The organism is Paraburkholderia sp. JHI869, from assembly GCF_038900775.1.
In the GTDB taxonomy this organism is placed as follows: Bacteria; Pseudomonadota; Gammaproteobacteria; order Burkholderiales; family Burkholderiaceae; genus Paraburkholderia.
The window spans coordinates 1-14494 of the sequence record NZ_JAYMSC010000029.1 but is presented as its reverse complement, the minus strand read 5'-3'; the positions used below and the strand labels follow the sequence as shown (position 1 = coordinate 14494).

Sequence of the window (14494 nt, the reverse complement as noted above, 5' to 3'; positions counted from 1 at the left end):
AAGCCGCCCTTACTCCGGCGCCTCGACCGTAGTCACCGCTGAGGAAAACACATACCCCTCGCTGCGCAGCGTCTTGATGTAACGCGGCTCGCGCGCCTCGTCGCGCAGGCGCTGGCGCAGCCGGCTTACCAGCAGGTCGATCGAGCGGTCGAACGCATCGGCCTGGCGGCCTTGCGTGAGGCTCAGCAACTGATCGCGCGTGAGCACGCGCTGCGGATGGTCGAGAAACACGCGCAACAGCCGGTATTCCGCGCCGCTCAGCGCGACGATCGTGCCTTCGGCGTCAAGCAGATGCCGCGCCGTGGTATCGAGCCGCCAGTCGCCGAACGCGAGCAGTTGCGCCGATTCGCTCACTTCCATGCCCGGCGGCAGCATGCGTGTGCGGCGCAGCACCGAACGGATGCGCGCGAACAGTTCGCGCACGGCAAAGGGCTTGGGCAGGTAGTCGTCGGCGCCCATTTCGAGGCCCACGATGCGATCCGTCTCCTCGTTGCGCGCGGTGAGCATCACCACGGGCACGGCGCGGAACTTGCCCGCGCGCAGCTCGCGGCACAGCACGAGACCGTCGTCGCCGGGCATCATGAGGTCGAGCACGATCAGGTCGGGCGCACCGCCTTCCAGCACCGAGCGCATCTCGCGCCCGTTCGCGGCCAGCGACACGCGCATGCCGTTCTTTTCGAGGTAAGCCCCGACCAGTTCACGTATGCCGCGGTCGTCATCGACGATCAGGACGTGATCGATCTTTTCCGTCATTGGTTCTTTTTCTCCTTGCGCGCGAGGCGTGAACGGGTTTCTGCGATGCACGAACAGTACACCGGATGCGCAATCTCCGCAGCCAGGCCGCTCGCCGCGAAGAACAAAATGGCGAGCAGGCGTTTCATGCGTCCTCCACGATGGAAAGGCTGGCACCGTCGGCAACCGACGCTTCGAGCGCGTAGACATCCACGCCCTCCAGGCAGCCGAGATTGACGCGCCAGCGCGCCGGGTCCCTGCGCGTCTGGTGAAACGGATAAATACCGCAGTGCTTGCAGAAATAATGCTTCGCCACGCGCGTATTGAACTGGTACAGCGTGAGCGCGTCCTCGCCCTCGACGATCGTCAGTTCGCGGGCTTCGAACGGCGGGCTCATCAGCGCGCCCTTGCGGCGGCACAGGCTGCAGTTGCATCGCCCGGCCGGCTCGATTGCCGTGCTGACTTCGAACTTTACCGCACCGCAATGACAGGAACCCTTCCAGCTAGTCGTGTTCGTCGACGTGCTCATATTGCTCTCCGCTCGATTGATTTCGTTGGCTGATTGATAACGCAAAGCGCGGGCGTCGCTGTATCGCCGGGTGTCCGCCGCGCGCGCAGACACAACACATTGCACTGCACACACAACTCGCTACGCACCGTGTACAAACCGGAACCGCCCCATCCGATTCGGGACGACAATGTGCGCTGGCGCAGATTCGGCGCGCCGCTCATCGACCCGAATCGACCCGATATGACCGCAGCCGGGCCAGCAATAAACCGGCATTGTTTATGCTCGTAAGCTGCAAGCGGGCAAAACGGAGAGAACGGCTCCAGGAGGTCCCCATGAAATGTCTGCGCATCTATGCCGACGCCCAGGGCGAGTCCCATTTCGAGGACATCGATATTCCGCTCACGCCGCTCGAGCTCTTTCCCAACATCCCGCCCATTTATCTCTCGACATGGGAGCAGGCAAAGGCGGTGCGCTTCGGCTGGGTGCCGGCGGGCCTCAAGGAGGCGGACTGGCACACCACGCCGGTTCGTCAGTTCGTGATCTGGATGACCGGCTGGGTCGAATTCGAAACGAGCGACGGCGACACGCGCCACTGCGAGCCGGGCACGGTCGTGCTGTGCGAAGACACCGTGGGCAAGGGCCATCGCTCGCGCCACCCCGAGGAAGGCCAGTTCAACGTGTTCATTCCGCTCGCTGATTGACATGGACGAGCGCGCACGGCGCGCCGCCTCTCACGCCTGTGCGCCGCCAAGCACGAGCCGCCCTTCCAGCCCGCCTTCGGGCCGGTTGCGCAGCGTGAGCTGCGCGCCCATCGCCACGGCAAGCTGGCGCGAGATTGCGAGGCCGAGACCCGTGCCGCCCGTGCCGCGATTGCGCGACGTTTCGAGCCGATAGAACGGCTCGAACACCTTTTCGAGCGCTTCTTCGGGAATGCCGGGGCCGCTGTCGAGCACCGAGATCGTCACGGTCTTGTCCTGCGGCGACGCGCTCACCTCGATGGCCGCCGTGCTGCCGTACTTCAGCGCGTTATCCACGAGATTGCCGACGATGCGCCGCAGCGCCTGCACGCGCGTGACGATCGCGACGTTCAGGCGACGCTCGAAGGTCACGGGCGAGCCCGCATCCACGTAATCGCACACCAGGCTGTCGAGCAGCGCGTCGAGATCGACGCGCGCGGGCGCCTCCCCGGTGCCGTGCAGCGTGCGCGCGTAGGCCACGCCTTCCTTCACCAGCTGCTCCATCTCGTGCAGGTCCTGCGCGAGTTTGCCCGCTTGCGCTTCGTCGTCCATCTGGTCCACACGCAGCCGCATGCGCGTGATCGGCGTCTGCAAATCGTGAGAGATGGCCGCGAGAATCTGCATGCGCTCGGCCACGTGCGCCGAGATGCGCTGCTGCATCGCGTTGAACGCGCGCGCCGCGCGCGCCACTTCGGAGGGCCCTTCTTCCTCGAGACGCTCCGCCTTCAGGTCCGGGCCGAGCGCGTCGGCCACGCGGGCGAGTTCGTGCAGCGGCCGCGTGGCCGTGCGCACCGCAACCCAGCAGCATGCCGCCAGCACGATGAGCTGGGCGATCAGCACAGCCGGCAGCCAGCTCGACAAGGGCAGCGCAGGCCCCGGACGGTAGTCGATCGTGAGCGGCGAGCCGTCCGAAAGCCGCAGATGGATCTGCAGGCGTTCGCCGTTGCCGGGCACCGAATTGGTCGTGAGCGCGTACTTGCTGGCAAGGCCCGCCGCGATGGCCGAGGCCACGCTCTTCGAGCGGCTCGCGTCGGGCGGCTCGCCTGGCGTGCCCGGACCGAGGATGAAGCTATACGTGCGGCGCGCGAGCTGCGGCAGCCACGCCGCGCGTTCGGCCGCGGGCAGATGGTCGAGCAGCGCCACGGAAATGGCGACTTCGCGCGAGATGTAGTCGGTCATCATGGTCGCGGTGGCGTCGTTGCGCTCGGTCATCGTGAGCTTGAACGACAGCAACTGCGCGAGCGCGAGGCCGACGCAAAGGATCAGGGCGAGGCGCGCGAACAGCGTGCGCGGCCAGTGCAGCGCGCTCATGGCCGCACCGCGCGCAAAACCAGCGCTGCGCGGCGGTGGGCCGCAAATCCATCGGCGTACATGTTCGGACTCCGTGTGCAGGGAATGGTGGGTTTATACCGCATGCCGCGAGAGGCTTTGTATCTCACTGTATCGGCGCGGGCGCGGGACACAATACATTGCAGGCCTGTTCAATTCATCGCGTTGTTTCACCGCGGTTGCGTCTTGCGCTGCGTTGCGGCATCGGCCTTGTCGGTCCCGTCGGCCTTGCGGGACGCATCGGCCCACTCGCGCACGGCCTGCGCGAAAAGGCGCAGCGCCGCGGGCGGATGACGGTTGGCCGGATAGTAAAGGCAGAGCCCCGAAAACACCGGCCCCCACTCGGGCAGCAGGTGCACGAGCCGCCCGGCGGCCACATGCTCGGCCACGAGCGAGTCCGGCACCCAGGCCACACCCACCCCGGCGAGCGCCGCCTCGACCATCAGGTTGAGATTGCCGAGCGTGAGCGGCCCGTCCACGTCGATGCTCGCGCTGTTGCCGCGGCGCGCGAAGTCCCAGCGGAACAGCGCCCCGCTCTCGAAGCGAAAGCGGATGCAGCGATGCTGCTCGAGGTCGTGCGGCGCGCGCGGCGGCGCGTGCTGCGCCAGATACGCGGGCGATGCCACCGCGCCAAAGCGCATGTCCTGTGTGAAGCGCACGGCGATCATGTCGCGCGGCACGTCTTCGAGCACGCGCACGCCGGCGTCGAATCCGCCAGCCACGATGTCCACGAGCCGCGAATCGACCACGAATTCCACGCGGATATCCGGATAGCGGGCGAGGAACCCCGGCAGCACATGACGGATGAGCGGACGCGCTCCCGACTCCGACGCGCTGATGCGGATCGATCCCGACGGCCGGTTGCTCGCGGTCGCGACGTCGTTCACGGCGTCTTCGAGGTCGGCCATGGCGGGCCGTACGCGGTTGAGCAGTTGCTCGCCTGCCTCGGTCAGCGCCACGGAGCGCGTGGTGCGGTTCAGCAGGCGCACGCCGAGTTTCGCCTCCAGGTTGCGCACGGTGTGGCTGAGCGCGGAAGGCGAAACGCCCAGCACGCGCGCCGCGCCGCTGAAGCTGTGCTGCTCGGCGATCGTCACGAAGGCCGTTAGTTCGGATAAGCCGGTGCGCACCATTTATGAATTTTCCTCAATACCCCATGCAAGTTTAGCGGGATTGTTGAGCGGCATGCAGCAACCTACACTCATTCGGGTAGAAGGCGGCGCCTGCGTGAACACCAGGGCCGCTCGTCCAATCGCTTTCAAGGAGCAAGACATGCAAAAGCGCACACTCGGCAAGAACGGTCTCGAAGTTTCCGCGTTGGGCCTCGGCTGCATGGGGCTGAGCTTCGGCTACGGGCCCGCCACCGAAAAGAACGATGCGATCCGCGTGATCCGCACGGCGTTCGAGCGCGGCGTCACGTTCTTCGACACGGCCGAAGTCTATGGGCCCTTCGTCAACGAGGAACTGGTTGGCGAGGCGCTCGCGCCGATTCGCGACCAGGTGGTGATCGCCACGAAGTTCGGCTTCCAGGACGGCGACTCGAAGAAGCCCATGGACAGCCGCCCCGAGCGCATCCGCGCCGTGGCTGAAGCGTCGCTCAAGCGCCTGAAGACCGACCGCATCGACCTGTTCTACCAGCACCGCGTCGATCCGAACGTGCCAATGGAAGACGTGGCGGGCACAGTCAAGGATCTGATCCGCGAAGGCAAGGTGAAGCACTTCGGCCTTTCCGAAGCGGGCGAGCAATCCATTCGCCGCGCCCACGCCGTGCAGCCCGTGGCCGCGCTGCAAAGCGAATACTCGCTCTGGTGGCGCGAGCCCGAGCACAAGGTGATGCCGGTTCTGGAAGAACTGGGCATTGGCTTCGTGCCGTTCAGCCCGCTCGGCAAGGGCTTTCTGACCGGCGCGATCGACGAGCGCACGTCGTTCGGGCAGAACGATTTCCGCAGCATCGTGCCGCGCTTTACGGAAGAGAACCGCAAGGCCAACGCGGGGCTCGTGGACGTGCTGGGGCGTCTCGCCGACGGCCGGGGCGCTACACGCGCGCAGATCGCGCTAGCGTGGCTGCTCGCGCAAAAGCCGTGGATCGTGCCGATTCCTGGTACCACGAAGCTTTCGCGGCTCGACGAGAACGTGGGCGCGGCCAGCATCGAGTTGAGCGCTGGCGACCTCGCCGCCATCGAAGCGGCGCTCAAGGAGATCCAGGTGGTGGGCGAGCGCTATCCGGCGCAAATGCAGCAGCGCGTGGATCGCTAAAGCAGGTACGGCGCGAGACCCCCGGCATCCGGGCGCTCGCACCGGCTTAAGCATTGGCGTTCGCGGAAATCACTGCGCCGCGGCCACCGCCAGCGCATCCGCGCCAGCGACAATGCGCGCGGGCGCGGCCCCATCGTTCGCCGCGCGCCAAACCGCTTCGGCTACATCCTGCGAGCGCGTGATCTCGGTGGACTGCGCCCACTGCTCGAACACGCGCCGCCCCAGTTCCGCATAAGGCTCGGGAATGCTGCCGTCCATGCGCGACTGCGCGTTCTCGCCGAAGCGTGTGTCGGGCGCGCGGCCCGGCAGCACGACGCACGCGCGCACATTGAACGGCGCAAGTTCGTGCGCGAGCGACTCCGTAAATGCATTGACCGCCGCCTTGCTCGCTGAATAAACCGCGAGCAACGGCAACGGCCGCAGCGTCACGCTCGACGTGACGTTCACCACGACCCCGCTCCTGCGCTGCCGGAACTGCGGCAGAACGGCCTGCGTGAGCGCGATGGTGCCGAGCGTGTTCGTCTCGAACACGTCGCGCGCAGTCTCCATCGAAATACCTTCGAGCGCGCCCAGCACGCCAATGCCCGCATTGTTGACGAGCACGTCGATCGGCCCGGCGGCCTCCACGGCCTCGCGGATGCTCTGCGCATTCGTGACATCGAGCGCGAGCACGCGCAGGCGCGGCGAACGCGGCAGCACATCTTCGCGCGGCGTGCGCATCGTCGCGATCACGTTCCAGTCGCGTTCGAGAAAGTGGCGGGCAATTTCGAGGCCGAAACCGGACGAGCATCCGGTGATCAAGACGGTTTTCATGCAGGCTCCTGCAAGTGGTTGGCAGTAACGGCACGATAAGCCGCCGCAGCAGGACTTGCTACAATCAGAAGTCCATGTTTCATTTGCAGGAGTCCGGCCATGATCGACCCGCTCGCAGAAGTGGTCACGCTGCTCCAGCCGGCGGCCTCGCTCTCGAAAAGGGTGAGCGGCGCCGGCGCCTGGCGTATTCGCCGCACGGATGTCGGGCAGCCCTTCTACTGCGCGATCCTGGAAGGTTCATGCCGCCTCGAGGTGGATGGGCAAGAACCCGTCACGCTGGCGCCCGACGATTTCGTCCTGATCCCGGAGGCCCACGGCTTCACGATGTCGAGCCTCGCTCCAACGGCGACGCAAACCACCGACACCACGCCCGTCGCGCAGCTCAGCGGCGAATACCGGCTCGGCAACCAGGACGGGCCGCCCGACGTGCTGATGCTCGTGGGTTACTGCGTGTTCGGCTCGCCCGATGCGGCCTTGCTCGTCTCGCTGCTCCCGCAGCTCGTCCATGTTCGCGGCGAGAAGCGGCTCGCCACGCTCGTGCAACTCGTGCGCGACGAGTCGCGCGCGCAGCGGCCCGCACGCGATGTCATCCTCGCGCGACTGCTGGAGGTCCTGCTGATCGAAGCGCTGCGCTCGACGGCGGACGCCTCGGCTACGCCGGGCCTGCTGCGCGGACTGAGCGACCCGCGCCTCGCGCCCGCGCTGCGGCGCATGCATGAAAGCCCCACCCTGCCCTGGACCGTTGCACAGCTCGCGAAGGAAGCGGCGCTTTCGCGCTCGGCGTTCTTCGAGCGTTTCCGGCGGGCGGTGGGCGTCGCGCCGATGGAGTATCTGCTCGGCTGGCGCATGGCCATTGCGAGAAACCTGCTGCGCCGGGAAGCGCAAGGCGTGGCGGAGGTCGCGCTGCGGGTTGGCTACAGCTCGGCCAGCACGTTCAGCGTGGCGTTCACGCGGCATGTGGGCATGCCCCCGGCGCAGTATGCGCGGGAGCAGGCGGCCGGTTGATGTGGCGACGGCACATGCCGCTCAGTGCGAAATACTCTCCAGCGACTTGCCTAGCGTGCGCGGCCCCATCAGGCCGATGGACATCATCACGAGCGCCATCGCACCCGCTATGAAAACAAACACGCCTGTCACGCCGAACTCCTTGAGCGTGAACGCGATCACGAAGGAACTGAACACCGCCGAGAGCCGGCTCCACGAATAGACGAAACCCACGGCACGCGCGCGGATGGCCGTGGGGTAAAGCTCCTGCTGGTAGGTGTGATAGGTGAACGAAATGATATTGCCGGCGAGCGTCAACAACACGCCGAGCGTCACGATCGCGACCGCCGCCGACGCCTGGCTGAACAACAAACCGCTCACGATATTGATCGCCGCCATGCCGACGATCACATGCTTGCGCTCGAAGCGGTCGGCAATCCAGTAGCCGAGCAGCGGCCCCAGCGGCGCGGCGAGGCCGATCACCGTGGTGTACATCAGGCTCGACGTGACGGTAATGCCTTGCTTCACGAGCAGCGTGGGCACCCAGTTCGCGAAGCCGTAAAACCCCACCGTCTGGAAGATATGGAAGACGATGAGCATGACGGTGCGTTTGCCGTATGGCGGCTTCCACATGTCCGCAAATCCTGCTTTTCGCGGCACCGGGTCGGCGGGTCCAGGAGCCGGCAGCGGCGCGCCGTATTGCCGCGTAACCTTTTCTTCGAGGTCCGCCAGCACCGCGGCGGCCTCTTCGGTGCGGCCTTTGCCTGCAAGCCAGCGCGGACTTTCGGGCAGATTGCGCCGGAAGTACCAGACAAAGAGCGCGCTAATGCCGCCCAGCAGCACAACCCAGCGCCATCCATCGAGCCCCAGCGGTGCACGCGGCACGAGCAACCAGGAGAGAAACGCCACGACGGGCACCGCCGAAAAACCGATCGCCTGGCATACGGCGAACGCTCTGCCGCGCAGGTGTTTCGGTGCAAGCTCGGAGAGGTACGTGCCGATGGTCACCAACTCGACGCCTATGCCCACGCCCGAAACGAACCGCCAGAAGTTCAGGCCGCTCGCCGTATCCTGGAACGCCATGACCGTGTTCGCCGCGACGTACCACAGCAGCGACCACGTGAAGATGGCGCGCCGGCCAAAGCGGTCCGCGAGAAAACCGCACGCGGCGGTGCCGATAAAAAGACCGCAGAACAATGCGGCAATGAAGCTCGCCACGCCCGATGTGCCGAACAGGCCTGGCGTGGTCGAAGTGAGAATTCCGCTTTTCACGAGACCCGGCGCGACATAACCCGTGAAGAGCAGATCGTAGAGTTCGAAGAAGAATCCGAGGCTGAGCAGCAGGATCAGCTTCCATACCGCGCGCGTGGCAGGAAGCCTGTCGAGACGGGCCGATATCTCGCCGTACTGCGCGCTGCCTTCGGCTAGCGCGTTTTCGCCCGCGGGTGTCCCATGGTCAGCGGCGCGCAGGTTCGCTGCGCCCTCGAGTATGGCCATGTCTGTCTCCAATGTAGTAGTTCGAATCAATTATTCGCGTGTCCGGCTTACGGATACCGCTCTTTCAATTCATCGAATGAAGCGATCTCGCCTGCGAGCGCGCTCGCAACGACTGTCGGCGGGCTCGCGAGCCATACGCGGCCAGGCCCGGAGCGCCCCGGGAAATTGCGGTTAATCGCGCTGATCGTGACCTGGCCCGCATCGACGGAAGAACCCGGTCCGCAATTGGCGCACGCGCCGCATGAGGGCTGCAGGAGAATTGCGCCCACCTGCTCGAAGGCCTCGATGTAGCCACGCTGCACGCAATAGTCGCGCACGTCGGACGTGCCGAATTGCAGATAGAGCTTAACTTCCGCAGGTACGCGTATGCCGCGCGCCGCCGCCCACGCCAGCACTTCGTGGTAGTGATCGAAGTCCTCGCGCTTGCCCGCAGTACACGAGCCGCCGTAGGCGATGTCGATGCGCGGCCTCGCTTCGAGCGCATAGAGCGCGACGCCGTTGCCTGGGTCGCCGGGCGCGGCGAGCATGGGCGAGAGGCGCGCGCAGTCGATGTCGATGACTTCGGCATACGTGGCGTCCGGGTCGCTGCACATCCACGGCTCGATCGCAAATTCGACGCCTCGACGCTCCCGCAAAAAACGCACCGTTTCTTCGTCGGGCGCGACGATGCCTGTGAAGCCGCCGAGTTCCGCCGTCATGTTCGTGAGCGTCGTACGCTCGTCGGTGCTCAATTGCGCGATCGCGGAACCCGCGAACTCGAACACTTTGCCTACGCCCGCACCGGCGCGTATCCTGGGCTGTGCGAGCAGGTGCAGCACGAGGTCTTTTGCCGTCACGCCTGCGGGAATGGGGCCGTGGAAATTCACGCGCAGCGACTGCGGCACCGTCATGCGCACCGCGCCCGTCACGAACGCATTCGCCATGTCGGTCGTGCCCACACCGAACGCGAGGCACCCGAGCGCGCCGCTATGCGGGGTATGCGAATCCGTCCCGACAACGATCTGCCCCGGCAGCGCATAGCGTTCGGCCATCATCGCGTGGGAAATGCCCTCGGAGCCTTCGCTGATGCCACCGCTGAGCTCGCTTAAATAGCCGTGATTGCGCAAACCGTAGTCGCGCGCGAATTGCCGGTGCGCAGCCGAAAGCTCGCGTACGTCGGGCAGCAGTCCATTGCTTACGTGCAGTTCGCTCTTGTGCGAATACGAAAGATGATCTTCGAACGCGAGCATGGTCTCCGGCGCATGCAGCGAAAGCGGCTTGCCGAACGTGGCGTGCAGCATGTGCGTTGCCATACCCGTGTAGTACTCGTGGATAAAACGCCAGTCCGCGCGAACGAAAACGCCCGCACCCGGCGCAAGCGATTCGCCCGTGTGCTCGGTGCGCAACACATGGCGTTCGAGAATTTTCTGCGCGAACGTGCGCGGCGCGTTCTGCTCGCGATACGCGCCATGCTCGATCTGCCGCATGTAGCGCGCGCCATATTTCAGCAAGCCGCCGCTGCGCAGAATCGAGGCCGCCAGAGCGTCGCGCGAGGCAACCAGTTCTTCGATGTCGATGCGCTCGCCACGCTGGATGCGCTCGATCAGCCCGAAGTCCGTCGACGTGAAGAGGCCTATATTGTCGGCGTTCTGTCGATAGATGCGCTCGAAACTGCGAGCGATGACGATCCGGATGCCCGCGCGGTATTCCGCCAGCGGGCTGTGCTCGCGCGACGAACCTTTGCCGTAGCGATTCCCGGCAACCGTCACGCTGAATCCGCCATTTCGTATGGAATCCATATTAATCGGACAGCGCCCGCCTGCCTGAAATCCAACGTACGGCACGCGGCCCAGCCGCTCGTCGAAGCGCGTGAGCACGCTCATGGGCGTGATCTCGTCGGTCGAAACGTCGTCCCTCAATGCGTCGGGCGTGACGCCCTCCAGATCGGCGCCATTCAGCTGCCGCTCGACCTGCTTCGGGTCATTGCAAAGAAACAACACGCGGCCAGTCAATTCCAGAGTTGCCATCCAATTTCTCCTTGAGGGGAAATCTAGACGGCAGCGAGCGGCGCGACGAAGTGCTCGATCGGCAAAGGGGGCATCGCCGTTCGCGATGTCCTCGTTAACCCGCGCGCTGAATGAGCGTATCGATCAAGGCCTGCACGGCCCGCAGGCGCGAGGACTTGCGCAACGCGTGCAAACGCAGGCTGCGGCTCGTCGCCCAGGGCTCGTCGAGTTGACGGCGCACGAACCCCTGCGAACCCGCAAACGCCGACGCCGCGCTGGTCGGCACGATGCCGATGCCGAGGCCTGCTTCGACCATGCGGCATTGGGCGTCGAAGCTGTTGACCGTCACCGGAATATTGAGCGGCACGCGCGCCGCGGCGGCACGCTCCTTGAGTATCTGATCGAGCGAGCCCCCCGCCTGCAGCGCCACGAGCGGAAAACGCAGCACGTCGTTGAACGTGAGCGCCTGCATGGCCGCAAGTTCATGTTCGGGCGGCAGCACGACCATGAGCGGGTCGTTGGCGAAGTGCCATGAATCCAGCGCGCCGGGAATCCTGCCGCTCGCGGAAATTCCCACGTCGGCGCGATCTTCCATGCAGGCCCGCACAACCTCGTCGCTGATCTGTTCGGTGAGGGCGATCTGCACGAGGGGGTAGCGCGCCTGAAAGACCTTGAGCCGCTCCGGCAGAAAACCCACGATCGCCGAGGCATTCGCGAACAGGCGCACCACGCCCGCCACCTCGCCGCTGAGCGACTGGACTTCGCGCGCGAGCGACTGCAACTGGTCATGCACGGCCACGGCGCGGGAAAAGGCGTGGCGGCCCGCCTCGGTCAATTCGACGCCCGAAGGGGAGCGGATGAGCAAAGGCAGCCCCATCGCCGCTTCCAGATCCGCCATGCGGCGGCTGAGTGCCGAAGGCGCAATGTGATTGCGGCTGGCCGCGCGGGCAATGGAACCCTCCTCCACGACCGAAATGAAAAGCTCGAGGCTATAGGGATCGATTCGCATGCCCGCAATAATATCAGCAGAGTCAAATAACGTCCGACCCGAATTAAAATAGAAAGCAATTTAAAAGGGAAATATAGAACAAAGAATTAATTACATCCGCGCACTTCAGACCGCCCAAAAACTGCCGATATAGCCGGCAATAGCAGGCGAAACACGCAATTTATGCAGTAAGCATTACCGTCTTCTTTTGAGGTAATTAATACCTTGCTATTGGCGGAAATTGCCTAAGTCTCGGTAATTGAAACTCGAGGCAATTCGTGTGACATTTTGTTACGTCTGATTTTCACATGCCAGGGGGAATTATCGGTAATATCCGCCGCGCGTCTGACTTTAAGCAGTGACTTCGTAATCTCGTCCGAAAAAATTGCGCACGTCTCCCCTCCTTCAGGGATCCAGCGCAGGGCCGAAATTCCCGACGGGGCAGCTGTCGCGAGGGGGCAATATTTACCCGCGCGAAAGCACAAGGACAGATACGCACGTTCGCGCAATAGCGCGAGCCGCGCGGCGCACGTAGCGGGCGCTGGGCTCATCGAGCCGATGTGCAGCGTCCGCTAGAACCCATTCTTCAGACCTTAGCCAGCATCTGAGCGCGCTTCGCGCGCCGTCGCCGGCTGGGCGTCGTTTTGTCTTTTTTCTTCAATCGATGAAACTCTTCTATCTCTTGCTGTCGTCGTCGCTCTTCCTCGCGGCGTGCGGCGGTGGCAGCTCCGGAAGCTCCGCAACGGATGCGACCAACGCCTCGGCCAACACGAGCGACGCGAACGCCGCTGCGAATGCGGCCACGACCACGCGTGCCACGCTGCACTGCGGGTCCGCCGTGAAATCGAGCGCTAGCGCGAGCGGCGATCTGGTGAGCGTCGATACCCCGACCACGCAAAGCGGCCGTATCTTCGCCTCGGGTACGTCGTTTCCCCTTGCGTTCACCACCAATGCGCCCGCAGCCGACACGCTGAACTGGTCGATCAGCGACCACCTCGGCAAGGCGGTCGCGAGCGGCAGCCTGCGCGTGGGCGCAGGCGCGCAGACGACCACGCTCACCTGCTCATCGACGCTCGCCGGATACTTCTCCGTGACCGCCACGCTCGCGACCGCAGGCGGTCAACTGCCGTCGCTCGGCACCCGTCCGGCCGGCACCGCGACCTTCGGCGTGCTGCCCAATCTGACCGGCATCATCCCCACCGTCACTTACCCGCATCAGGACCTGCATCGCTTCGGCATGCAAGGCGAGGACGACAACACTTCCGTGCTCTCCTCGCTCGGCATCTCGTGGACGTACGACCACCGCGAGCTGTACAACATGGAGCCGAACGGCCCCAACACCTTCAACCCGAACGCCAACAACCTCGATCCGTTCTACACCTCGGGCAACGTGATGCGGCTCGTTCGCCTCGACGGCATTCCCGCCTGGGCGAGCCCGACCGGTGCGTTCGAAGACGAAGCGCTGCCGCCGAGCAACCTTTCGTACTACCAGGACTACATGGCCCGGATCGGTACGGAATCGAACATCATTCGGACGACTTATTTTCCGAATCAGTCGGCCAACTACTACCAGCTCACCTGGGAACCGGATGCGCAATGGCAGGGCACGAACACGCAATTCGTGCAGCTCTACCAGGCCGTCTATCAGGGCATCCACTCGACCGATCCCCACGCCGTGGTGATGGGCCCGACCGATACGGCGCCGGCCGGCACCGCCGACCACCTCAAGGCGCTCGCGCCGCTCGGCTACGCGCAGGCCATCGACGGCGTGACGACGCATGGCTACTACGACATCAACGGCACCTCGCCTTCGTATGCGCCGGAACGTCTCGCCACCGATCCCGCCAACGCATCGGGCTCGCTGATCGGGCAAATGCGCGCGCTGCGCAGCGAAATGGCCGCCGACTACAAGCCGGGCATGAAGCTGTTCAGCACGGAGCTCGGCATCAGCTATGACAATGGCTCGTCGTACGGCCCGAACTACCCGACCGGCAATATCCTGTACGCGCAAGGCGCACTGGTCGCCCGCAGCCACCTGATCATTCTGGGCGAAGGCGCCGATCAGACCTGGATCTTCTATGGCGCGGACTACCCGGGCCAGACGGGTTACGGCACGTTCTTCGATCTCGCCGACGCCCAGGGTCAATTCGGTGCGCAGAACATCAGCCCGAAACCCGCGGCAATGTCAGTTGCGGCGATGACGCGCATTCTCGACGGCACCAACACGCTCGGCCCGGTGAAGAGCACGCCCTCGGGCGTCTACGCCTACGCGTTCCGTCAGCTGAACAACGGCGCGGTCATCACGGCCCTCTGGACGCACAACAACAGCGTGTGGAGCGCGAGCAGCGGCTATAGCTCGACGTATAGCGTGGGCTACAGCCTCGCGGTCGATGCACCCGGCACGAGCGGCACGGTCACTGTGCTCGACGAAATGGGCAACTCCACGACCAAGAGCTACACCAATGGCAAGGTTGCGCTGAGCCTGACCGAATCGCCGGTGTATGTGGTTTCGCAGAACGCTACGGTGGCAAGCGCGAATACGACGCTTCCCACGGGCTACGTGCCGAACTAAGCGAACTGAGCAAATTGAGCGGCCACGCAGCCGCTCGACCACGCTGGACCCCTGAGGCGCCCGGCCCGCGGGCCCGGTTGCGCGGGCCGGGCG

Annotated in this window: 13 protein-coding genes; 4 read left to right on the top strand and 9 right to left on the bottom strand. The window is 64.9% G+C overall.

The features are described from left to right. Positions 1-9: 9 nt before the first annotated feature. From VSR72_RS34075 to VSR72_RS34065, 3 genes are read right to left on the bottom strand one after another with little or no spacing between them, the layout of a single operon-like run. On the bottom strand, positions 10-753 hold the full coding sequence (locus VSR72_RS34075) for a response regulator (RefSeq protein WP_342956655.1): 744 nt from the start codon (positions 751-753) through the stop codon (positions 10-12). After that, complete coding sequence (locus VSR72_RS34070; protein ID WP_268960617.1) at positions 750-881, bottom strand: hypothetical protein; 132 nt, start codon at positions 879-881, stop codon at positions 750-752. Before VSR72_RS34070 ends, VSR72_RS34075 begins: the two co-directional genes overlap by 4 nt. Continuing rightward, positions 878-1261, bottom strand: a complete 384-nt coding sequence (locus VSR72_RS34065) for a GFA family protein (RefSeq protein WP_342956654.1) — start codon at positions 1259-1261, stop codon at positions 878-880. Before VSR72_RS34065 ends, VSR72_RS34070 begins: the two co-directional genes overlap by 4 nt. A gap of 314 nt (positions 1262-1575) precedes the next feature. Here VSR72_RS34065 and VSR72_RS34060 point away from each other — a divergent pair, with 314 nt between their 5' ends. Next, complete coding sequence (locus VSR72_RS34060; RefSeq protein WP_342956653.1) at positions 1576-1944, top strand: cupin domain-containing protein; 369 nt, start codon at positions 1576-1578, stop codon at positions 1942-1944. A 30-nt stretch (positions 1945-1974) separates the two neighbouring features. Here VSR72_RS34060 and VSR72_RS34055 read toward each other — a convergent pair whose 3' ends face one another. Continuing rightward, complete coding sequence (locus VSR72_RS34055; protein WP_342956652.1) at positions 1975-3291, bottom strand: ATP-binding protein; 1317 nt, start codon at positions 3289-3291, stop codon at positions 1975-1977. Between the two features lie 188 nt (positions 3292-3479). Further along, complete coding sequence (locus VSR72_RS34050) at positions 3480-4439, bottom strand: LysR family transcriptional regulator (protein ID WP_342956651.1); 960 nt, start codon at positions 4437-4439, stop codon at positions 3480-3482. A gap of 139 nt (positions 4440-4578) precedes the next feature. On the opposite strand from VSR72_RS34050, the gene VSR72_RS34045 reads away from it, so the two are divergent. Next, positions 4579-5562 (top strand): aldo/keto reductase, encoded by a 984-nt coding sequence (locus VSR72_RS34045; protein ID WP_342956650.1) that lies wholly within the window; start codon positions 4579-4581, stop codon positions 5560-5562. Between the two features lie 69 nt (positions 5563-5631). Here the strand turns inward: VSR72_RS34045 and VSR72_RS34040 are convergent, their stop codons facing one another. Then, a complete protein-coding gene (locus tag VSR72_RS34040; RefSeq protein WP_342956649.1) occupies positions 5632-6375 on the bottom strand; it encodes an SDR family oxidoreductase in 744 nt (247 codons plus the stop codon). A gap of 99 nt (positions 6376-6474) precedes the next feature. Between VSR72_RS34040 and VSR72_RS34035 the strand changes: the two genes are divergently transcribed. After that, positions 6475-7380: an AraC family transcriptional regulator gene (locus VSR72_RS34035; RefSeq protein WP_342956648.1), complete on the top strand. Its 906-nt coding sequence runs from the start codon at positions 6475-6477 to the stop codon at positions 7378-7380. Positions 7381-7401: 21 nt separating this feature from the next. Here the strand turns inward: VSR72_RS34035 and VSR72_RS34030 are convergent, their stop codons facing one another. From VSR72_RS34030 to VSR72_RS34020, 3 genes are all read right to left on the bottom strand, one after another. Continuing rightward, positions 7402-8856: an MFS transporter gene (locus tag VSR72_RS34030; RefSeq protein WP_342956647.1), complete on the bottom strand. Its 1455-nt coding sequence runs from the start codon at positions 8854-8856 to the stop codon at positions 7402-7404. A 47-nt stretch (positions 8857-8903) separates the two neighbouring features. Further along, entirely contained in the window at positions 8904-10862 is a 1959-nt protein-coding gene (locus tag VSR72_RS34025) for an aconitase family protein (RefSeq protein WP_342956646.1), read from the bottom strand. 94 nt (positions 10863-10956) lie between these two features. Then, on the bottom strand, positions 10957-11850 hold the full coding sequence (locus VSR72_RS34020; protein WP_342956645.1) for a LysR family transcriptional regulator: 894 nt from the start codon (positions 11848-11850) through the stop codon (positions 10957-10959). Positions 11851-12493: 643 nt separating this feature from the next. Between VSR72_RS34020 and VSR72_RS34015 the strand changes: the two genes are divergently transcribed. Further along, positions 12494-14401 (top strand): hypothetical protein, encoded by a 1908-nt coding sequence (locus tag VSR72_RS34015; RefSeq protein ID WP_342956644.1) that lies wholly within the window; start codon positions 12494-12496, stop codon positions 14399-14401. Positions 14402-14494: the final 93 nt, after the last annotated feature.